Raw genomic sequence first — 20,545 nt, 5'->3', positions numbered from 1 at the left:
TGGATTTGTCGGACGCGCCAAAGCGCCTTACCTGGCAGGAAGGCGGGCGCAGCCGTTGCGTGGTCCGGGACGCCAGATGCGCGCCGCGCGGACTAACTCACGCGGGTAGGAGGTGCGCGCGCGTGGAAGCCATGCGGGATGGGAAAGGTCGGGAGTGCTGTCGTCTGTGACGGCCTCGCGATATGCTGTAGAGGTCGCCGCAACGCGATGACCGGAAAGGCCGGTAACGTGAGGGCACCTGCAAGCGCCTTGGTCCAGCACGTCGGGCAATCGGGGTGATCGGCGGGGTGGTGATCGCTAGGATTATGCGCCCCCGTTGAGGGGCCCTCGTCATGTGCGTGCTCTAAGTGATTTGCGGTGTGCAGCTTATCGAAGCCGGCAACGCCAAGGGCACCATTGCTCGCATTGTGAAGGTGCACGTGGCCAGCCGCCCAGGTGAGCTGCACCGCCAGAGCGAGCACTCCCCAGATAAATAGCCAACGTTGTTTGCGCAGCACTTTCACGCCGTATCCCCCAACATAGTTTGTGATATTATCCGTTAGCTCCCGCATGACAATGGAATTCTCCGCGCACGGCGTGTGTCCAGAGATGGAATGCCTTCGCGCATCCGCTTATTTTGGGGCTTTTGGAGACTGGAAGAGGCGGCAACCGATACCCACTTATGTTCAGCAGCGTGGCCGACGGGTCACAAAATCTCGAGGTTTGCAGATCACATCAGAGTTGCACGCGTCCTGCGAGGCTGCGGCGTTTTCGCGCTGCGCGTGGAGCCGGCGGATTCCCTCAAATCACACAAGTCTGATTGCCGCCCCGCGCGGGTTCGGCTAACTGGTTGGCATGGCAAAACAACGTAAGACCGGGGGCGCTCTGACGCCTCAGCCTATGGCTGGCGTCATTCACGTGCGTGGCGCGCGTGAGCACAACCTGAAGAACGTCGACCTCACGATCCCGCGCGACTCTCTCGTCGTGTTTACGGGACTATCCGGCTCGGGCAAATCGTCTCTCGCGTTCGACACCATCTACGCGGAAGGCCAACGCCGTTACGTCGAAAGCCTGTCAGCCTATGCGCGCCAGTTTTTGCAGATGATGCAGAAACCCGACGTCGATCACATTGATGGTCTGTCTCCCGCCATCTCGATTGAGCAAAAGACGACTTCGAAGAACCCGCGCTCGACTGTCGGCACCGTAACCGAGATCTACGACTATCTGCGTTTGCTGTTTGCGCGGGTGGGTGTCCCGCATTCTCCGGCGACGGGCTTACCCATTGAGAGCCAGACGGTCAGCCAGATGGTGGACCGGGTGTTGGCGCTAGAGGCAGGGACCCGTCTTTATCTGCTGGCGCCGATCGTGCGCGGGCGAAAAGGCGAATACCGCAAAGAGCTCGCCGAACTTCAGAAGAAGGGCTTCCAGCGGGTCAAGATCGACGGGACTTTCTATGAGATCCCGGACGCGCCCGCTCTCGACAAGAAATACAAACACGACATCGACGTCGTCGTGGATCGCGTGGTCGTGCGGCCCGATATGGCGTCGCGGCTCGCGGACAGTTTTGAAACCGCGCTCGATCTTGCTGATGGCATCGCGATTGCGGAATTTGCCGATAAACCTCTCTCCGCTGAAAAATCCGGTGGTGCGGAAGGCAAGGCCGCAGGTAAGGACAAGGACACCGGCATCCTTCGTAATAAGAACGAAACGCACGAACGCGTTGTCTTCTCCGCACGCTTTGCTTGTCCCGTGTCCGGTTTCACGATTGACGAGATCGAGCCACGTTTGTTTTCGTTCAACGCGCCTGCGGGTGCTTGTCCCGTGTGTGATGGTCTCGGTACGGAACTGCAATTCGAGCCTGACCTCGTTGTGCCTGACGCAACGCTTTCTCTGGCCGATGGCGCTGTCTACCCATGGGCCAAGACAGGCGCGACGTCACCTTATTACGAGCAAACGCTGGATGCTCTCGCCAAGCACTACGGGGTGTCGATGCGCACACCGTGGGAGCGGCTGCCTAAGCACGTACAGCTAGCCATCCTCTTCGGCTCTGGCGAAGAGGAAATCGCGTTCATCTACGAAGACGGGGTCCGACGCTACAAAACCGAGAAACCATTTGAGGGCGTCATCGGCAATATCGAGCGGCGCTGGCGGGAGACGGAGTCCGATTGGGTTCGCGAAGAGCTGTCGCGGTATCAAGGCGCGCATCCGTGCGAAGCCTGCGGCGGGTATCGTCTCAAGCCGCAAGCCCTAGCGGTCAAGATCGCTGGACTGCACATCGGTGAGACCGTCGAGATGTCCGTAAAGGCTGCGGATGAGTGGTTCTCGACGCTGCCCGAAAAGCTGACAAAGAAGCAAAACGAAATCGCCGGACGCATTCTCAAGGAGATCACCGAGCGGTTGCGTTTTCTCAATGACGTCGGTCTCGAATATCTCACGCTGTCTCGTAATTCCGGAACTCTATCGGGCGGTGAGAGCCAGCGTATCCGGCTCGCGAGCCAAATTGGTTCCGGACTTACGGGCGTGCTTTATGTCCTCGACGAACCGTCGATCGGCTTGCATCAACGCGATAACGACCGGCTTTTGGTGACGCTGAAACATCTGCGCGATCTGGGCAATACGGTGCTCGTGGTTGAGCATGACGAGGATGCCATCCTCAGCGCCGACCATGTCGTTGATATGGGTCCCGGAGCCGGCGTGCATGGCGGCGAGATCGTTGCACAAGGCACGCCGGATGAAATCAAGGCTTCAAAATCCAGCCTAACCGGCCAGTATCTGACTGGGGTGCGTAACGTCCCCGTACCTTCGGTGAGGCGTCAGCCGCAAAAGGGACGGACGCTTTCCGTCGTCGGTGCGCGTTCCAACAATCTGCAGAACGTCACGGCAGAAATTCCGCTCGGCCTGTTTGTGTGTATCACGGGCGTTTCGGGTGGCGGCAAGTCCACCCTCCTGATCGATACGATTTACAAGGCCGTTGCCCGACGCCTCAACGGCGCGCGAGACAACCCTGGTGAACATGACCGTATCGTTGGCCTCGAACATCTCGACAAGGTGATCGACATCGATCAGTCACCGATTGGGCGGACACCAAGATCGAACCCGGCGACGTATACGGGCGCATTCACACCCATCCGCGAATGGTACGCCAATTTGCCGGAGGCCAAGGCCCGCGGGTACGCGCCTGGCCGCTTTTCCTTCAACGTGAAGGGCGGACGCTGCGAAGCGTGCCAGGGCGACGGCGTTATCAAAATCGAGATGCACTTCCTTCCCGACGTCTACGTCACGTGCGACCAGTGCAACGGCAAGCGCTATAATCGAGAAACGCTTGAAGTGCGCTTCCGCGATAAATCGATTGCCGACGTTCTCGACATGACCGTCGAAGAGGGTGCCGAGTTCTTCAAGGCGGTGCCGTCAATCCGCGACAAGCTCGAGACGCTGACCCGCGTTGGATTGGGCTACATCAGGGTCGGTCAACAGGCGACGACACTATCCGGCGGCGAAGCCCAACGCGTTAAACTCGCCAAGGAACTTTCCAAGCGTGCCACGGGTCGAACGCTTTATATCCTCGACGAGCCTACAACCGGGCTGCATTTCCACGACGTCGCCAAGCTTTTGGAAGTTCTCCATGAACTCGTTGACGCCGGCAACACCGTCGCCGTCATCGAGCACAATCTGGAGGTGATCAAGACTGCGGACTGGATCATCGACCTCGGCCCGGAAGGTGGCGACGGGGGCGGGCGTATCGTCGTAACCGGGACTCCGGAAGTTGTAGCGGCGGAAGATGCGAGTTACACAGGAAGATATCTGAAGGATCTTCTGCAGCGGCGCGGCAAGACACCAGCCAAACCGCCGGATAGCGACGCAAAAAAGCCCGCTCCGAAGCGCAAGACTTCTTCCGGGAGACGGACAAGGCGGCAGGCAGCCGAGTGAGGCGTCAGTGCGTAGATGAGCGAGCATCGGAAAATCACCACGATCGATGCCGCTGGCGAACTTCTCGACTGGTCCATACGCGTTCTGCTCGACTACCATTCTCCTCTGCCGTCGATCGCGCTCGCGACAGCGGCCGATAATATTCTCGCTCACATTGTCCGCGCCAAAGAGGGACATCTTTCCTTAAAGGAAGCGTTGGCGCTCGAACGCCATTCGCATCCGCGCGAAAATCCGGAGCCGATGGACACACTGCGGGATCTCATACGCTATGGGCAACGCGACGACTGGCTTATGGCTGGGCGTGATCTTGAAACCGAAGCCATCGAACTGATCGCCCATGGCATCATAGACTTGCATGGCCTTGGCGGCACTGTCTCCTACGAAGCCGAACGTTTCCGTCATTGGGTGCTGCAGGCCCGGCCCGAACTTCGTGAGGATGAAGGCTGATCCGGGCTTTACCGTCCGTTTAACTTGCGTCCGGCAAAGAGACGCTTAGCAAGATCGCATTATCCATTGATTCTTATGGACAAAGCTTTTCCATCAGATCACTTCTCAATTTAATCAATCCTCAGAACCCGACATCGTAATCACTTCAGCGTTGTACCCGAGTTGGAGATTAATGATGCGGAAGTTCGCCTGCGCCTATGTCGCGCTCGTCACTTTAGGTTGCGGCGTTTCAGATGCGGCAGAACAGGTTGTCGCGAACGTTGCACCCGGTAGCGGTCTGTCCATTTCAGAGGACCCACCTGCTCCCTCGGGCAAGTCTTCCGCCGAGAGTAATGCGGTTACGGCGGTCATTACTCCGCCAGCGCCAAAGCCAGCGGATATCAAGCCGCTGCCCCCAAGCCTCAAGGTGGCCATCAACCTTTCAAGACAGCGCATGACCGTATCCTCGCATGGCGAAGTCATCCATAGCTGGCCGATCTCGTCGGGCCGCGAAGGCTACCGGACGCCGACGGGCACCTATAAGCCGCAATGGATGACGCGCATGCACTACTCCAAGAAGTATGACAACGCGCCGATGCCGCATTCGGTCTTCTTCCATCACGGCTACGCAATCCACGCGACCTATGCCACGGGCGCTCTTGGCCGCCCGGCTTCCCATGGCTGCATCCGTTTGGCGCCATCGCATGCGAAGACATTTTACAAACTCGTTGAGAAACACGGAAAAGCCCGCACGCGCATCTCGCTAAGTGGCGTTGCCCCGGCCTCTGTCGCGAAACGGCCGAGCACCACGCGGCAGGCTAAATCGACATGGAGTTCTGCCAGTCCCTCCGCCTCAACCGGCAGGCAGGCACGGCGTTCCGCGTCGCGGCAAGTCTACCGCGCGCCGTCTCAGGGCTACGTTTGGCCCGGCGATCCGACGCCGCGTTACTACAAACCGCGCTACGGCTCCCGAACCTATTCCTACGGGTACTAGAGGGCGATCAGAACGGGTTCCACGTCGGTTCAGACGTAAAGCGGACGTAGCCGACATTGGCGCCGACGCGGAGACCTAAACCGGTTCGGATCGGCGCCATGATCGTCGGTCCGCCCTTCAGTAGGGTGACGCCAACGCCGCCGACCAAATAGGCCGAGCCATCAACGCCGATGTACCTGCGGAACAACTTTGACGGATCGTGCATGTTGTAGATGAGGAACATGGTCCGCGAGGACTCTGCGCCGAAGTCATAGCCGAGCGAGGGACCGTGCCAGTGCACCGTCTGAGTTCCGCCCGTTCGCAGATAAAGCATTCCCTTGCCGTAGCGTAGTCCGGCGAGCAGAGCGCCCCCGCCCTCGGTTCCCAGAACGTAGGCTGTCGGACGCCCCCAGTTCCGGAACGTGTGCTCGATAACTGCTGCCAAGTTCGCAGAGATAGACCCGAAAAAACCACGGCTCGCATCGCGAATTTCTTCAATCGTGTAACCATCATCCGGATTTTCGAAGGCATCCGGTGGAAGTCCCGCCGGCGGCAAATTTTCTTGCGTGTATCCGGGTACACTTGCGTCCGGTCGGCGTTCCAGAAACGCGGTGTCCGGCACACGCGACGTGTCCCCGGCGGACGAGTGGGACGGATCGGATTGCGTTGTCGTGTTCCAGGGCGCCGGTGCCGCGCGCTCCTGCATCTTCGGCGCCGGCGCTTTTTCAGCAGTCCGCTGTTGCGGAGCAGCCCTCGGAGCTGGCTCCTGAGATGGTGCGATCAAAGGCGTACCCGTTTCGCCGCCTGCGACCAGTGGGGCGGAGGGTTTGGCTTTGGCGGGGTTCAACTCCCCATCAATCTTACCCAAAATGTATTTCGACTTTGCCTTCATGACCGCGAGCAATTCCAAGCTCGTGGCCTTTAGTTCGTTGAGCTTGCTACAGTCGGGGGCGACGTTTTCGTCGGTGCTACCAAGTTCATCGACCTTGGCAAGGAGATCGTTGGCTTTCTGATCGAGGCCCGCGATGCGCGCGTCATGCAGATAGTCCATCGCCATCTGCTCGTAGGCGGCATCCGTCCACCCTTTGCGAGCTTTGAGTTGGCGCAGCTTGGCCGACAGTTCCGGCGCGGCAGAGCTATTGTAGGACCGCATCGCCGCACCCGCCTCATCAACCGCTGAGGCGAAATCGTCTCTCGTGCATGTATTGGCGGAGCTCGCGCTCGGCACGATGCACACGAGCGCGAAGATAACGGTGGCGAGCCCGCCGCATACGCCACGCAGCAACTTCTTCATTGCCGTCAACTCTCCCATCCGCGCTCATTATAACGCCGACTTGTACTTAAAAGCGGCGCGGGTCGTCTTGCGCGTTTATTCCCAAGCGACCCCAAAACGCAGTGGAGGGGCCGTCAGTTGCCTGTAATTGTCCGGACCACGCTCGACACCGGGCGGCTCGATGCGGTGGGTCCGGCAAATTCCTTAGCGATCTCCGTATCATACTGTTCCAGCGACACCACTCGATCCTTCGCCGTCAAGTGAACGACGCGATAGCCCTTTTCCTTGAGCTTTTTCAAAAGCTCCGGCATCGCCTTTGCCGTCGACTTCTGGAAATCATGCATCAAGATGATGCCCTTGCCCTGCTTCTCGAGCTTATCGAGAACCGCCTTGATCACGCCCTCGGGCTTACGGTGCTTGAAATCGAACGAATCCAGATCCATCGAAAAAATGGCGATGTTACGCTCAGCTAGGTAGCCGACCATTTCCTTCGGGTCTTGAAGAAACGGGAAACGGAAGAAGGGGGACGGGGAGTCGCCCAGTGCGAACTTCGTTGCGCTTATCCCTTTTTCGATTTCAGCTTTCCCGGCATCCCCCTTCATTTTCCCTTTGGAGAGATTTGCGTGTGACCAAGTATGGGTCCCGATGGTGTGGCCTGCCGCCGCAACTTTTTTCAGGATTTCCGGATGCCAGACGGCGTGTTTTCCGATGATGAAAAAGGTTGCTTTGGTGCAATGGCTGGCCAGGGCATCGAGAACCGCCGGCGTGGTATTTGGCCATGGTCCGTCGTCAAATGTCAGGACGACTTCACCTGGTTCAAGAAAGTCGTAGATCTTATATTGAGCAAAGCCAAACCCCGGCCCTCCCTGGGTGTCTATTTCGACCGTACGTGAAACGCCAAGCGCTTGGTCATTCCCGGGGCACTGCTCGGCCGAGACTGGAGCAGAAATCGCCAAGGTGGCGGCCATGGAAATTACGGCGGATATGAAAATCTGTCTCACGTCTGGCTCCCAAAATATCGTGGCCGGATAAAATGCTGCCACGTCCCGTGGGGGATAATGCGCCGCGCGACCTAGCGAATTCAAGATGCCCCATGATGGCATACACAGCCAGCGCACTCTTAGTGTTGCAGCAATGCCGTCTATCGCATGCAAGGCGTTGAAAATTTAGGTGGCACCTGTTTCCCACGGAACAGAATGTCGATTGCTGCATTCTTAAGTTCCAGTGGCGAGCGCGTTAGCCCATCGTAACGTTTTGACGAACGGATCGCTGAGCTGGGTACTCGCCGACGCTCCACTTGTTCCCCAGAGCCTGACTGCCCCGAGACCGCGCGTTTCGGGGCATTTTTCGTTTTTTCGCAGCTTTGTACCCAGCCGCGATCTTCGCGCCGGAACATGCGCAACTGCCAGAGCGTTAGGAGATCAAATTCGGGAAACTTGACATCGGAATTTTGAGGGAGAAGCGATCATGGCTCGCATCGTTGGACTCATTGCGAGCAGTCCTGTTGCTCTTGCTACCATTCTTACCGTCTTTTCAACGTCCTCCGCGTCGGCCTGCTTCCGTCACACGTTCGACAAGTGTTCCTCTCAAGAAGCGCAGATCTATAGGCTGAGTTTGGATCGCAAGACTGGCAAAACCGAAATCGAAGAAGTGGTCGACGCACCTCTACCGCGTATGGCTCCGGAACGTTACCAACAGGTCGTCGACAACGTGAAGACCAAGGACGCGGAAGAAAACAGCAAGGGAAGAAAAACGGCTCCGATTACAGAGGGTTGGGACGCAAAAGTTACCCCGACAAAACCGCGAAAAAAGCCTGTCGCCACCGTGTTTGCGCAGTCTGAGGCCGTAAAGCACACGGTTCGCTAAAGCCTTCCCGATTGGCCGAGGCTACCGGCGTCAGGTCTAGTTGCCGAACAGTAGTTGGAAAAATGATTTCGGCTTCTTGGCCTTTCGGGCTCGACTCGCTGAGCGCGAACGGTGGGACGGGTCAGACGCCCACGGGCCTTCGTTCCAAGGTGCCCAATACGGATCCGAAGACTCGCCACGGTCTTGCTGTCGATAACGAGAAACGGTCGGCTCCTGTCTCACTTGACGCAGCGTGAATTCGTCGATCACACCATCAACGCTTGCGATCGTCACGCGGCCATTCTCTCCCCACGTCCAGTTGGAGACTTCCTTGCCTTGCCGATGTGGTTCGATAGCCACCACACTATTGGACTTCAAATCGATAATAGCGGCTAATTCGACTTCTTCCGGCTTCTCGCGGCCCTCAATCACGCCGCCATGATAGGTCAGCACACCAATATCGCGGAACGGTGCGTCCTTGAGCTCCCACGACAAAATTCGCGGTTGACCTTCTCCGAGTGGCTCGAGCGGCACGCGGATGTTGGGGTGATTGTCGCTCACAGCGTAAAAACGGCCACTGTTGGTGATCACCTGCCAGCCGAACCCACCAAGTCCTTTAACTGGGGTGTCACTTGCCGAAGCGAGCACAAAACCCAAACGTTGGAGAGAATCGGCTGCGCGTTTGAAGTCAGGTTTGATCGCCAGAGCGCGTCGCAAATGCTCGATAGCTTTCTCTGACCTGCCCTGCGCTTCTTCTGATTCTGCCAATGCCCAGAGGACTTCGGGGTTGTCCTTTTCCAACGCCGCCGCGGCGTCGAGATCACGTTGGGCGATGTCGGGTTGGCCGTTCCGAACATAGGCAAATCCGCGATACGCAAATGCCGTAGCGGAACGCGGATTGAGGCGGATAGCCTCATTAAGATCCGCAAATGCGGCATCGAACGCTTCGGCCATTGTATTCGCCAGCCCACGCGCCTCATACCCGATCGTATCGGAGGGCGCCAACTCGATGACGCGTGTGAAATCCGTGACAGCAGCCGGTGCGTCGCCAATCGCCAGATAGGAATGACCGCGCAATAGATAAGCCTCGGGGTTCGCCACATCGAACGCGATGGCCCGGGAAAGGTCCTCTATGGCTTCGTTGTAGTGGGCAACCTCAATTTTGGCTTCGGCGCGGTTGCGATAGCCTGTCGCGAATCGCGCGTCCGCACCGACGGCCCGCGAAAAGTCGCGGATTGCAGCGTGGGGGCGGTCTTGAGACAGATACGCTTTGCCGCGTCCGGCCAGGGGCGCCGGGCTCGATGGCATCAACTTGATCGCTCGCGTGTAATCGCGGATCGCATCATCGGCGTGACCGAGACGCGACTGGGCTCCGGCACGATTGTTATAGGCCGCAGCATAGCCTGGCGCCAAAGCGATGGCGCGATTGAAATCTTTCAATGCTTCGCCGTGGAGCCCAAGCGCCATCAGAAGATTGCCGCGGTTATTGTAGACCGCTGCATATTCGGGAAATAGGACAACGGCTTTGTTGTAGTCTTCAATCGCCTCGCGCGTCTTACCAAGACGAACATAGGCGACCGCTCGATCGTTCAGCAGAGTTGCCCGCCGGTCGTCGGGAATGTTCTCTTCAGCAAGAATTGCTGTGTAGTGATCAACGGCTGCAACCGAATCGCCACGAGAGAGCGCGATCGCCGCGTCGCGGGCGCGTAATTCGCTTATTTCCGAACGCGCCGGCAAAGCTGAAAACAAGACCGCCACAGCTGCAGATACGACTGCAGCTGTGATCGCCCGCGTCGTCGCGGCCCTTTTTTTAACTGACCTATCGGTATCCGACATTGTCATAAATCGCGGGTGCTCATCCAGATGGTCACGCGTCTGACGAACCGAATGCGTCGCGTTGGTTAAGTCGCGACGCGTCTTCAACTTATACAGCTAACACGTCCCGCCCGTCGATGTGTGACCGAGCTGCGGCAATCAGCATGTGCGTTTCGCTTCATAACACGTACCGCGCCAGCACTTTCGGTAGAACCTCCGGTAAATCTTCTGAGATCAGTCCGGGTCCGAACATATTGGCGCATTCGCCGTGGAGCCAAACGGCGGCACACGCAGCCTCGAACGCGGGCATGTGTTGCGCCAGAAGACCGGTCACGAATCCCGCCAACACATCGCCGGAGCCTGCTGTCGCCAACCACGGAGGCGCGTTTTCATTGATCGCAGCGCGTCCATCAGGCGCCGCAACGACGGTATCAGGTCCTTTGAGGATGATCAGCGCGCCGCTCAATACGGCTGCGCGGCGCGCGCGCTCTAGCTTGGAGACAACAGTCTGCGCCTTGTCAAAGAGGCGCGTAAACTCGCCTTCGTGCGGCGTCATGACGGTTGCCAAGCCGGGCCGACGTCGCCGGATCTGGTCGAAAAAGGCTACACGAAGATTAGAAAACGAAGTCAATGCGTCGGCATCGAGCACGACGCTCGCCTGCGACACGAGCGCAAGCTCCACAGTGCGCCTCGTTTGCTCCGAGACGCTCGCGCCGGGTCCAATCAGCACGGCATTGCGGCGGGTATCTGCCAGAACATCCGCTAAGCCGTCGGGAAACTCCGTTGGAATCAGCATAACGGACGTTAGATGCGCGGCATTGACGGCAATCGCGTCAGGCGGGCTCGCGACAGTGACGAGCCCTGCGCCGATGCGGAGCGCGCCCCGCGCGCCCAGGCGCGCTGCCCCGGTTGCATGCGCCTGCCCCGAAACGACGACGGCGTGTCCGCGAGAATATTTGTGTCCGCCCGGTTTCGGCCGCGGAAAAACGTGCGCCCAGAGATCGGGAGCGTTGGCAAACGCCTGGGGTTTAATCTCCTCCAGAACGTCGCTTGGAGTTCCGATGTCTGCGACGCTTGTCTCCCCGCAAAGGCTACGACCCGGCTCAAGCAAATGGCCGGGCTTACGGCGAAAAAACGTTACGGTTTCCGTTGCCTGGACCGTGCCCTCGAAAGCGCGTCCTGATCCGCCATCGAGGCCAGTGGGAACGTCTACGGCGACGACGGGTAGAGTGACGGAATTCATCGCGCCGGTCACCTCGGCGACTTCTTGTGTTAGGGGTCGGGCGAGACCGGAACCGAAGATTGCGTCTATAACGAGCCCAGCTCCTTCGAGAATCTGAGGCCCCCAGGGTTCGACATTTCCCTCCCAGCGCTGCGCCATCACTGCCGCGTCGCCGTGCAGGCGATCCCTGCTCCCCAACAACGCCACGCGCACCTCATAGCCGCGCTCGCGCAGCAAACGCGCGGCTACAAACCCATCTCCGCCGTTGTTCCCAGGTCCGCAGAAAACGCCGATCGGTGCGCCTGCGGCCAGCCGCTCTGCAGCGTCCGCCACCGCCCGACCTGCTTTTTCCATCAGGGCCGTTCCTGGCACTCCGCGTTCGATGGCAAGCCGATCCGCCTCCGCCATTTCGGAGTTGGTCAGTAATTCGAGGCCTTGGTGCATTGAGAACCAGCTCCTTTTGTAGTGGATCTTCTCGTCAGATATTTGAATCCGATCGTTTTTTGAGCAGAACGGCTAGTTATTGTGCAATCAAATAACGGCATTCTGCTCTAAATTTCGCCGCTCCGTCGTTACGCGATTGTTTTCTAATGACTTTATATGTCACTCACGAACTGGCATGCCGCGTGCTAACCAAGGCGGGTCTACCGTCCGCGTTCACGCTGACAGGCAGATGAAGGGAAGTCCGAGGAAATCATGAAAAAGATCGAAGCCATTATCAAACCGTTCAAGCTCGACGAAGTGAAGGAAGCTTTGCAGGAAATCGGCCTGCAGGGCATCACGGTAATCGAGGCCAAGGGCTTCGGACGGCAGAAGGGCCACACCGAGCTCTACAGAGGTGCCGAATACGTCGTCGACTTCCTTCCTAAAGTGAAGGTGGAAGTTGTGCTTGCTGACGAGATGCTGGACAAAGCGGTGGAAGCCATCCAGAAAGCCGCGAAAACTGGCCGCATCGGCGACGGGAAGATTTTTGTTTCCGCAATCGAGGAAGCTATACGCATTCGTACCGGCGAGACCGGCGCGGAAGCCATTTAGTAGCGCCTCGAGGTGCCCCGCCAATAGCGGGGCCAGACTTCAAATCAATGACCTAAAACTAGCCGCTCACAGGGGAGCCGATATGAAGACCGCAGGTGATGTAATTCAGTTACTCAAAGACAAGGACGTCAAGTTCGTAGACTTCCGGTTCTCGGATACGAGGGGCAAGATGCAGCACGTGACCGCCGATGTATCATGCATCGATGAAAGCGTGTTTACGGATGGCTATGCTTTCGACGGCTCCTCCATTGCAGGTTGGAAGGGCATCGAAGCCTCCGACATGCTTCTTATTGCAGACCCAACCTCTGCCCATGTCGATCCCTTCTTCGCCCAGACGACGCTGGCGGTCTTCTGCGACGTACTCGAACCCTCCACGGGCGAGCCTTATGAGCGCGACCCTCGCTCTATTACAAAGAAGGCCGAAGCCTACATGATGTCGACCGGCGTTGGTGACGCCGTCTACTTCGGTCCGGAAGCCGAATTCTTCATGTTCGATGACGTGCGCTTCACCGCCGATCCTTACAATACCGGATTCCGCGTAGACTCCACCGAATTGCCGTCAAACTCTGGCACTGAATATGAAATGGGCAACCTCGGACACCGTCCACGCATGAAGGGTGGCTACTTCCCGGTACCTCCCATCGACAGCGGACAGGACATTCGTTCTGAAATGCTCTCTGTCATGGCCGAAATGGGCGTGAAGGTTGAGAAGCATCACCATGAAGTTGCTTCGGCTCAGCACGAGCTCGGCATCCAGTTTGCGCCGATCGTTACGATCGCTGACCATCTGCAGATCTATAAGTATGCAATCCACAACGTGGCGCAGGCTTATGGCAAGACTGCCACCTTTATGCCGAAGCCTGTCTTCGGCGACAACGGCTCGGGCATGCACGTGCACCAGTCGATCTGGAAGAATGGATCGCCGGTGTTCGCAGGAGACAAGTATGCAGATCTCTCCGAGACCTGCCTGTTCTATATCGGCGGTGTCCTGAAGCACGCCAAGGCGCTGAACGCGTTCACGAACCCGTCGACCAACTCTTACAAGCGATTGGTTCCAGGCTACGAGGCTCCTGTGCTGCTGGCCTACTCGGCTCGCAACCGCTCCGCTTCATGCCGCATCCCCTACACCACCAGCCCGAAGGCAAAGCGCATCGAAATCCGCTTCCCGGATCCGACCGCGAACCCCTACCTTTCATTCGCTGCGTTGCTCATGGCTGGCCTCGACGGCATTCAGAACAAGATCCATCCGGGCGATGCGATGGATAAGAACCTGTATGACCTGCCACCTGCCGAACTGGCGAACATCCCGACGGTTTGCGGCAGCCTACGCGAAGCTCTGGACAGCCTCGACAAGGACCGCGCCTTCCTCAAGATGGGCAACGTGTTCACGGACGATACCATCGACGCTTACATCGAGCTGAAGATGGAAGAGAACATGCGTTACGAGATGACGCCGCATCCCGTCGAGTACGACATGTACTACTCTGTTTAATTCGACCATCTTCGTCTTTCGAGACGCCAACGGCCCGGGAGCAATTCCGGGCCGTTTGATTTTCAGGCGAATGGAGTGACGGAACCAGCCGACATCAGATGTAGATGAGGATGAGCAGTAGCGCGCCACAAGCGCAGATATAGCCGAAGTGGCCCATGTTCTCGTTCAGCCATTTCACTACGCGGCGAGGGATCTCTATCCAGCAAATCTTGGCCAACTGACACAGGGCGACCCCACCCAAAACGCCCGCGATAAACGATATCGGATCAATGTGTAGCTGAAATCCGTTTTGGGCGAGTTGTCGGCCGATGGCATCTGCCGAGTCCGGCTGAGAGAGCCCCGTTGAAAGAAAAGTTCCAGCAATCAGAACACCGGCGAAAATCGATAAGATACCGAGAACGCGCTCCATATCCTGCCTCGCAAAAATCTCCCCAAAACTCCAAGACTTGAGCCGCAGATCACCCTGTCAATCGGTCCACGGAAAGTCGGCGTTCGAGTAGTTTAATGCTTCAGATTTCAATACCGGGTTAACCACGACGAAGATCGCCAGTGACGGTTTTCGTAAAAATGAAAAATCAAAACTCTCGGGTCTTGCGAGGATGCCTCGGCATTGACACATAGATAATACGAGCGCAAGATTAGCGTCTCGAACAGAAGGAGGTTTAAGAAAATGCTCCCACCTGGTCAGATTATCGCCGCGCAACTTCTCGCCCAAACGCAGTAGTTTCGCGTGGCGTCTCAATAATCAAAATTTGAAATCTATGATCGAATTAGGTTTGTCTTTGCACGCTCTATCGTAGAGCTTTGCGACAGCATCGTGGGAGAAGGATTCGATGCGAACGTCCAACGATGGGCGAAGGCGCAGGGGCTCCGATCCAGCAAGCTGAGATGATCCGAATTCGAAAATGACCTGAAGTGTTCTGGTCGGACGCCCAAGGAGGATAGGACCAACTGGCGTGCGAGGTCGGCACCGCGTCAAACACCGAACGGAAACCGCGCTTAGTCGTGGTGCGGTTAGGCCCGGCAAACCGAACCCGCAATGCTTCATGTCCACCCCACCGCTGAAAGGTGCGCCCAAAACCGACACGGTTGAGCCCGGGGGTTTTTAACCCACCGGGCTCTGTCTTGCTTGCGATGATCCTCAGTCAGCAAAGCCCGAATGCTCACACCGCTTCGAGCGCTTGCTCCAGATCCGCGATAATATCAGCCTTGTCTTCGATGCCGATTGAGAGCCGCACGACATCGTCGCCAGCCCCAGCAGCAGCGCGCTGCTCGTCCGTAAGCTGGCGATGCGTAGTCGAAGCTGGATGGATCACAAGGCTGCGGGTATCGCCAATGTTTGCGAGGTGGCTGAACATCTTCAGCCCCGCAACAAACTTCACGCCAGCCTCGTAACCGCCTGCCAGCCCAAACGTGAAGACGGCTCCCGCCCCCTTGGGACAGATCTTGTGGTGTAGGGAGTGGTACTTGTTGCCGGGCAACCCCGCGTAGTTCACCCACTCGACTTTCGGATGGCGTTGCAGCCAGTCTGCGACTGCAAGGGTATTTTCGCAATGGCGCTGCATGCGCAGAGGCAACGTCTCTACCCCTGTTAGAATGAGAAACGCATTCATTGGAGAGATCGCCGGCCCCAGATCCCGCAATCCCATTACGCGTGCCGCTATGGCAAAGGCAAAGTCGCCGAATGTCTCGGCGAGGCGCATGCCATTGTATGAGGGATTTGGCTCAACCAGCGTCGCATAACGATGACGGCTTCCCAGCCAGTCATAGGTTCCACAGTCGACGAGCGCGCCACCGATTGAGTTCCCGTGGCCGCCCATAAACTTCGTGAGTGAGTGGATGATGATATCTGCGCCGTGTTCCTTGGGGCGGCACAAGTATGGGGTCGCCAAAGTGTTGTCGACAATGAACGGCACTCCAGCTTTCTTTGCGACCGCCGCAATGGCCGGGAGATCGACGATGATCCCGCCTGGATTTGCAATTGACTCGCAGAAGATCGCTTTTGTCTTAGGCGTTACAGCCGCCGCAAAACTCGCGGGGTCCGTAGCATCAGCCCAAACCACGTTCCATCCAAACTTTTTGAAGGCGTGATTGAATTGGTTGACGGAGCCGCCGTAAAGCTGCCGGCCAGCGATGAACTCATCACCCGGCTCTAGCAACGTTTGAAACGTGAGAAGCTGCGCAGCGTGACCTGATGCAACGGCCAGCGCGGCTGTACTATCCTCCAACGCAGCAATGCGGGCCTCCAGCACAGCTTGTGTTGGATTCATAATCCGCGTGTAGATGTTGCCGAAGACCTCAAGGCCAAACAATGCCGCGGCATGCTCGGCATCATTGAATACGTAGGACGTCGTCTGATAGATCGGCGTCGCTCGTGCACCTGTTGAGGGATCTGGTGCGGCGCCGGCATGTACGGCCAGCGTCGCGAATTTGGGGGCGCCTTGATCTTGCGTCATTGCGAATCCTAGTTGGTATGGACTGATACCAATGGATATACGCGAGGCACCGAACGACGGGAATACCGCAGGAAACCCTGGAACGTAGTCGGTGAGCAGATCAGGCCTTCGCCGTTTGCTTTACCCGTCCACACGTCCAGCGTGCTACGCGCCAATTGGGGTGGCCTTCTTGCCACCTAGCAATTTCGCTCTGCCCATGAAGCATGCACTGATACGGCGTGATGCTCCCAGCCATGTAACTTAGGTTTACATCTTTGCAATTCGCGGGTTCAGCGATCAAACAGACCGATAGTACAATCTCTATCATGGTTATGCTCCATAAGTCTCGATGGACCGGCGGCTATAGCCGGGCACATTCCACTTAGGCGCACTTCCCAACCTGGATTTTTTTGTTATCTATTCTCGCCAATATTTTCAGGTTAACTTTGCAACGACATCCTAGACAAGATAGAAACTTAGGCAGGATCTGGTTATCCGCTAGGCATTATCTGTGATTCGGCGATGTTCCTTTTCGGTCAATCACGATAATTGATGCTTTTACATCACTTATTGGTGCTTTTGCGCGACGCTTAGTTTATATGGTCGCATCTGAGCAGCTCGAAAGTTAGCCATCACTTTTCGAGAAACATGGGAAAAATTCCCGATGACACTCTTCTGAAGCAGTTTCTTCGGCCCGGATCGGTATCGAGTTATGAGTCGTGCATGACGGTATTTCTTCGTCCGCGCTTGCGCGGTATGGTACTTCTCAGACATCGTTCGAACTGGATCTTCATGTAAGTAGACGTGGCATGGCCGGTTCACCTGTCTCCAAGACTCAGATTGACACGCTGTTCGCTGGTCTTCTGGCGGGCCGGGATTTTTTCGGACCCGATAAGATCGCGGTTGAGGATTCTGAGGGGCAAAAACTCAGCTACAGTCGCCTTGTTCTCGCCAGCCTGATTCTGGGACGGCGACTGTGTAAAGGCTCTCGTCAGGGCGAAGCCATCGGGATTTTGCTCCCCAACGTTTCCGGCTTTCTCATTACGTTATTCGGCCTGAACGCCTTTGGACGGGTTGCAGCGATTCTCAATTACACATCGGGTTCGCGCAATCTGACATCAGCTGCCCAGACGGCTCTTATACGGACTGTCGTTACATCGCGCCGGTTCGTAGAGATGGCCAAACTTGAACCCGTTATCGAGGCGATAAGCGAAACGCGGACCGGCAGCGGCCAGATGGTGCGCATCGTCTATCTTGAGGACGTGAAAAAAAGTATCGGCCTCTTCGATAAAGCTCTTGGGGCGATGCGTAGTCTGTATGCTGGGTGGTTTCATCAAGGGCAAGGCAGCGGTCCCTCAAAAGCTGCCGCGGTACTCTTTACGTCCGGCACTGAGGGGTTGCCGAAAGGCGTCGTCCTGACCAACGCCAACCTGATGGCCAACTCTCGCCAAATGTTCGCGCATGCGGATGGAGCGCTTTCGACGGCCGATGTCGTGCTCAACCCACTGCCCATGTTTCATTCTTTTGGCCTCACGGCGGCGACGCTCATGCCGCTGCTCAACGGTTTGAAAGTCGTATTGTATCCAAATCCATTGCAGTATCGGCAAGTGGCGCGCGCCATTCACGCGAGCCGCGCTACCGTTCTGATGGCCACGGATACCTTCCTGCTGGGGTATGCGCGCGCGGCAGAACCAGGAGAGCTGGATAGCATCCGTTTGGTTGTTGCTGGGGCGGAACCCGTCAAGGAGGAAACGCGTCGCCGGTGGGCTGCTTTCGGAACTGAGATTTTGGAAGGGTATGGCGCAACTGAATGCGCGCCCGTTATCGCGTTCAACGTACCTGCTACCAATCGTTTCGGCACCGTTGGGCGGGCGTTGCCGGAAATTGAAACCAACCTCGTGCCGGTACCGGGACTTGCCGACGGAGGACGGCTGCGAATTCGTGGCCCCAATGTCATGGCTGGATATTTAGCCGCCGAAAATCCGGGTGTTGTTGTTCCTCCCGAAGGCGGATGGCATGACACCGGAGATATCGTCAGGATAGATGACGATGGCTTTATATCGATCCAGGGGCGCGCGCGGCGATTTGCGAAGATCGGCGGCGAAATGGTTTCGCTCGCTGCGATCGAACTCCTAGCACAGGGGCTATGGCCGGAATCGCAGCACGTCGTGGTGAGCCTGGCGGATGTCCGGAAGGGCGAACAGCTTGTGCTGGTTACGGACGCTCGGGAAAGTTCCGCCGAAAAGTTGCGTGCTTGCGCACGGGAGCAGGGCTTTCCGGAGTTGTGGGTGCCCAAGATGATTTTGGTCGTCCCGGCGATCCCCGTTCTGGCTACAGGCAAGGTAGATCTCCCAGCCACAATCGCCATGGTACATCAATGGCGCGATGTCTCCTGAGGGTGTCGTCATAAATGCATTGTTTGGTAGATTCAGGGATCGTGATCAGGCAGCAACGGCGCTCTGCGAAACGCACAGAAACGCTTTCGGCCTATTGACCAGAAACCCAACCTCTTCCATCAAAAGCCTATAGTTAACCCTCGGGGTTCAGCAGTGCCCCAGGATGCGTTTGAAGGCCGGTGTTGGCCTTTTCTTTGGGGCATTTGTCATGAGCATGGGTTCGATTCCCGAACAAGCCGCCGAGGCTGGTTTCGGGGCACCTAAATTCGGTCTCGTGTGGGCGCTTAAGCGCGCCCTTCTTGGTATTATTATTTTAGTTGTTTCTCTTGGCAGTCTAGCGTGGCTGACGCATGCCGCCATCGATCCGAATCTTGAAGAGGCTGACGGCCTTATCCCGACGATCGGGCGCGTCGTTGGTAATTTTTGAACCTGCCCCGCGATCGCAGGCCTAATACTTTCGAATAGCAGCCGGTTGCGTTTTGCTGTGCTTGCACAGTGTGCCACCTGGTTTCATCGCCTTTGAATGTGTGCGTCGGGAGATGCCTTGTTTCCTTGAAACCGGCTCAATACGAGCGCATGTCCAGTCTTTACCGCGCACACGACATTTATTCAGATCTGCGAAACCCTTCGCACTGCAGGGCGGCCGCGCAGTACCGCAAGTGGCTTGATCAGCCCAGCGGTTCACATAAGATCATCATTTGCCTCCGTTTATCGTGACGGCGGCACACGCCGGTGGTCCAGCCGGCTGTCGAGGGATACAGATGTCGGAACAAGGTAAAACGTTTCCCGAGTTCTACATTACCTCACCCCAGCCCTGCCCTTACCTGCCTGGCCGGCTGGAGCGGAAGCTTTTCACGCATCTCACTCGCGATAAATCGCCAGGCCTGATCGACAATCTCTTGAAGGGCGGTTTCCGGCGCAGTCAGAATATCGCCTACATGCCTTACTGTGACGGCTGCAACGCATGTGTTTCCGTGCGCGTCCTGGTCGATGAATTTGCTCAGGGCCGTTCGATGCGGCGCATCGTAGACCGCAACCGCGACCTCGCTTCTCGTTGCGTTGCACCGGTTTCTACGAGCGAGCAATACCGCTTGTTCCGGCAGTACATCGATACGCGGCATGGCGATGGAGGGATGGCTGACATGACCGTCCTCGACTACGCGATGATGGTCGAAGACAGCGTTGTTGACACGTTCTGCACGGAGTATCGCCTCAAGCCCGAGGATCCTCTCAGTTCAACTCAAGTGTCCGACTGGCCGTTGATGGCTATGGCACTTTGTGACCGGCTGTCTGACGGGATTTCTATGGTGTATAGCTACTTTGATCCTGACGCACAGAGCCGCAGTCTCGGCTCCTACATGATCCTCGATCACATCGATCGGGCCCGGCGTCTTGGCCTACCTTATCTTTATCTCGGGTACTGGATCGCAGGGTCTCGAAAGATGTCTTACAAAATGCGTTTCCAGCCGCAGGAGCATCTCACGCCCCAGGGATGGCTTCCCTTATCGCCCCGTAGCTAAACCATAAGTCTTTACCGTCTCACGGACATTTCCAGCCTCAACCTATTGTGAACAAGAAAAAGGCGTTCTCGCCCTTTTCTCGATACAGACGGTCTGTTCGTATTGGCGCGCATCGTTTGCCGGTGAACCATTCCGGTCTATCGCGCGTTGACGCATGACGTCGGCGCTTAGCCTCCCAATCCGTTCATAGCTACTCCAAGAAGGGAC

The 20,545-nt window shown here is 57.2% G+C and carries 16 protein-coding genes; 9 read left to right on the top strand and 7 right to left on the bottom strand.

The genetic code is table 11. The features are described from left to right. Positions 1-92 precede the first annotated feature (92 nt). Entirely contained in the window at positions 93-551 is a 459-nt protein-coding gene (locus BLS30_RS12340; protein WP_090229109.1) for a DUF2946 family protein, read from the bottom strand. Between the two features lie 283 nt (positions 552-834). Here BLS30_RS12340 and uvrA point away from each other — a divergent pair, with 283 nt between their 5' ends. From uvrA to BLS30_RS12325, 3 genes are all read left to right on the top strand, one after another. Beyond that, the gene (uvrA, locus tag BLS30_RS12335) at positions 835-3,906 is read left to right on the top strand and encodes an excinuclease ABC subunit UvrA (protein ID WP_170832467.1); all 3,072 of its coding nucleotides are present in this window, start codon (positions 835-837) and stop codon (positions 3,904-3,906) included. A 15-nt stretch (positions 3,907-3,921) separates the two neighbouring features. Further along, positions 3,922-4,353 (top strand): hypothetical protein, encoded by a 432-nt coding sequence (locus BLS30_RS12330; protein ID WP_090229108.1) that lies wholly within the window; start codon positions 3,922-3,924, stop codon positions 4,351-4,353. Positions 4,354-4,525: 172 nt separating this feature from the next. Continuing rightward, positions 4,526-5,326 carry a L,D-transpeptidase gene (locus BLS30_RS12325; protein WP_244512425.1) on the top strand — a complete coding sequence of 267 codons (801 nt, stop codon included), beginning with the start codon at positions 4,526-4,528 and terminating at the stop codon, positions 5,324-5,326. Between the two features lie 7 nt (positions 5,327-5,333). Here BLS30_RS12325 and BLS30_RS12320 read toward each other — a convergent pair whose 3' ends face one another. Next, positions 5,334-6,599 carry a DUF1134 domain-containing protein gene (locus BLS30_RS12320; RefSeq protein ID WP_076605412.1) on the bottom strand — a complete coding sequence of 422 codons (1,266 nt, stop codon included), beginning with the start codon at positions 6,597-6,599 and terminating at the stop codon, positions 5,334-5,336. A 113-nt stretch (positions 6,600-6,712) separates the two neighbouring features. Then, on the bottom strand, positions 6,713-7,546 hold the full coding sequence (locus tag BLS30_RS12315; protein ID WP_170832466.1) for a polysaccharide deacetylase family protein: 834 nt from the start codon (positions 7,544-7,546) through the stop codon (positions 6,713-6,715). Between the two features lie 499 nt (positions 7,547-8,045). On the opposite strand from BLS30_RS12315, the gene BLS30_RS12310 reads away from it, so the two are divergent. Then, positions 8,046-8,444, top strand: a complete 399-nt coding sequence (locus BLS30_RS12310; protein ID WP_090229099.1) for a hypothetical protein — start codon at positions 8,046-8,048, stop codon at positions 8,442-8,444. A gap of 36 nt (positions 8,445-8,480) precedes the next feature. Here the strand turns inward: BLS30_RS12310 and BLS30_RS12305 are convergent, their stop codons facing one another. Together BLS30_RS12305 and BLS30_RS12300 are read right to left on the bottom strand one after the other, a co-directional pair. Continuing rightward, positions 8,481-10,259, bottom strand: coding sequence for a tetratricopeptide repeat protein (locus BLS30_RS12305; RefSeq protein WP_170832465.1), 1,779 nt, complete (start codon positions 10,257-10,259; stop codon positions 8,481-8,483). 157 nt (positions 10,260-10,416) lie between these two features. Beyond that, positions 10,417-11,904 (bottom strand): NAD(P)H-hydrate dehydratase, encoded by a 1,488-nt coding sequence (locus BLS30_RS12300; protein ID WP_244512424.1) that lies wholly within the window; start codon positions 11,902-11,904, stop codon positions 10,417-10,419. A gap of 252 nt (positions 11,905-12,156) precedes the next feature. On the opposite strand from BLS30_RS12300, the gene BLS30_RS12295 reads away from it, so the two are divergent. Together BLS30_RS12295 and glnA are read left to right on the top strand one after the other, a co-directional pair. Further along, positions 12,157-12,495, top strand: a complete 339-nt coding sequence (locus BLS30_RS12295) for a P-II family nitrogen regulator (protein WP_046478891.1) — start codon at positions 12,157-12,159, stop codon at positions 12,493-12,495. Positions 12,496-12,577: 82 nt separating this feature from the next. Continuing rightward, positions 12,578-13,987 carry a type I glutamate--ammonia ligase gene (gene glnA / locus BLS30_RS12290; RefSeq protein WP_046478894.1) on the top strand — a complete coding sequence of 470 codons (1,410 nt, stop codon included), beginning with the start codon at positions 12,578-12,580 and terminating at the stop codon, positions 13,985-13,987. 94 nt (positions 13,988-14,081) lie between these two features. Here glnA and BLS30_RS12285 read toward each other — a convergent pair whose 3' ends face one another. Further along, complete coding sequence (locus BLS30_RS12285; RefSeq protein WP_046478895.1) at positions 14,082-14,396, bottom strand: hypothetical protein; 315 nt, start codon at positions 14,394-14,396, stop codon at positions 14,082-14,084. A 754-nt stretch (positions 14,397-15,150) separates the two neighbouring features. Further along, positions 15,151-16,443, bottom strand: coding sequence for an O-acetylhomoserine aminocarboxypropyltransferase (locus tag BLS30_RS12280; RefSeq protein ID WP_090229094.1), 1,293 nt, complete (start codon positions 16,441-16,443; stop codon positions 15,151-15,153). A 788-nt stretch (positions 16,444-17,231) separates the two neighbouring features. On the opposite strand from BLS30_RS12280, the gene BLS30_RS12270 reads away from it, so the two are divergent. The 3 genes from BLS30_RS12270 to BLS30_RS12260 all read left to right on the top strand — a co-directional run bounded on the left by BLS30_RS12270 (position 17,232) and on the right by BLS30_RS12260 (position 20,338). After that, positions 17,232-18,818 (top strand): AMP-binding protein, encoded by a 1,587-nt coding sequence (locus tag BLS30_RS12270; RefSeq protein ID WP_090229092.1) that lies wholly within the window; start codon positions 17,232-17,234, stop codon positions 18,816-18,818. A gap of 208 nt (positions 18,819-19,026) precedes the next feature. Then, positions 19,027-19,245, top strand: a complete 219-nt coding sequence (locus BLS30_RS12265) for a hypothetical protein (RefSeq protein WP_152025012.1) — start codon at positions 19,027-19,029, stop codon at positions 19,243-19,245. Positions 19,246-19,579: 334 nt separating this feature from the next. Continuing rightward, on the top strand, positions 19,580-20,338 hold the full coding sequence (locus BLS30_RS12260) for an arginyltransferase (protein ID WP_090229090.1): 759 nt from the start codon (positions 19,580-19,582) through the stop codon (positions 20,336-20,338). The last annotated feature ends 207 nt before the right edge of the window (positions 20,339-20,545 follow it).

It is taken from the genome of Filomicrobium insigne (assembly GCF_900104305.1).
GTDB classification, from domain to species: domain Bacteria; phylum Pseudomonadota; class Alphaproteobacteria; order Rhizobiales; family Hyphomicrobiaceae; genus Filomicrobium; species Filomicrobium insigne.
Note: the sequence above shows the minus strand (reverse complement) of the source record. Positions and strands in the feature narration are given on the sequence as shown.

Bases quoted from the DNA above. Each gene is read 5' to 3' on its own strand.
- BLS30_RS12265 (WP_152025012.1), top strand. From the start codon at position 19,027: ATGAGCATGGGTTCGATTCCCGAACAAGCCGCCGAGGCTGGTTTCGGG.
- BLS30_RS12320 (WP_076605412.1), bottom strand. From the start codon at position 6,599: ATGAAGAAGTTGCTGCGTGGCGTATGCGGCGGGCTCGCCACCGTTATC.
- BLS30_RS12305 (WP_170832465.1), bottom strand. From the start codon at position 10,259: ATGTCGGATACCGATAGGTCAGTTAAAAAAAGGGCCGCGACGACGCGG.
- BLS30_RS12270 (WP_090229092.1), top strand. From the start codon at position 17,232: ATGGCCGGTTCACCTGTCTCCAAGACTCAGATTGACACGCTGTTCGCT.
- BLS30_RS12340 (WP_090229109.1), bottom strand. From the start codon at position 551: ATGCGGGAGCTAACGGATAATATCACAAACTATGTTGGGGGATACGGC.
- BLS30_RS12300 (WP_244512424.1), bottom strand. From the start codon at position 11,904: ATGCACCAAGGCCTCGAATTACTGACCAACTCCGAAATGGCGGAGGCG.
- BLS30_RS12260 (WP_090229090.1), top strand. From the start codon at position 19,580: ATGTCGGAACAAGGTAAAACGTTTCCCGAGTTCTACATTACCTCACCC.
- BLS30_RS12280 (WP_090229094.1), bottom strand. From the start codon at position 16,443: ATGACGCAAGATCAAGGCGCCCCCAAATTCGCGACGCTGGCCGTACAT.
- BLS30_RS12310 (WP_090229099.1), top strand. From the start codon at position 8,046: ATGGCTCGCATCGTTGGACTCATTGCGAGCAGTCCTGTTGCTCTTGCT.
- BLS30_RS12325 (WP_244512425.1), top strand. From the start codon at position 4,526: ATGATGCGGAAGTTCGCCTGCGCCTATGTCGCGCTCGTCACTTTAGGT.
- BLS30_RS12285 (WP_046478895.1), bottom strand. From the start codon at position 14,396: ATGGAGCGCGTTCTCGGTATCTTATCGATTTTCGCCGGTGTTCTGATT.
- BLS30_RS12315 (WP_170832466.1), bottom strand. From the start codon at position 7,546: ATGGCCGCCACCTTGGCGATTTCTGCTCCAGTCTCGGCCGAGCAGTGC.
- uvrA (WP_170832467.1), top strand. From the start codon at position 835: ATGGCAAAACAACGTAAGACCGGGGGCGCTCTGACGCCTCAGCCTATG.
- BLS30_RS12295 (WP_046478891.1), top strand. From the start codon at position 12,157: ATGAAAAAGATCGAAGCCATTATCAAACCGTTCAAGCTCGACGAAGTG.
- BLS30_RS12330 (WP_090229108.1), top strand. From the start codon at position 3,922: ATGAGCGAGCATCGGAAAATCACCACGATCGATGCCGCTGGCGAACTT.
- glnA (WP_046478894.1), top strand. From the start codon at position 12,578: ATGAAGACCGCAGGTGATGTAATTCAGTTACTCAAAGACAAGGACGTC.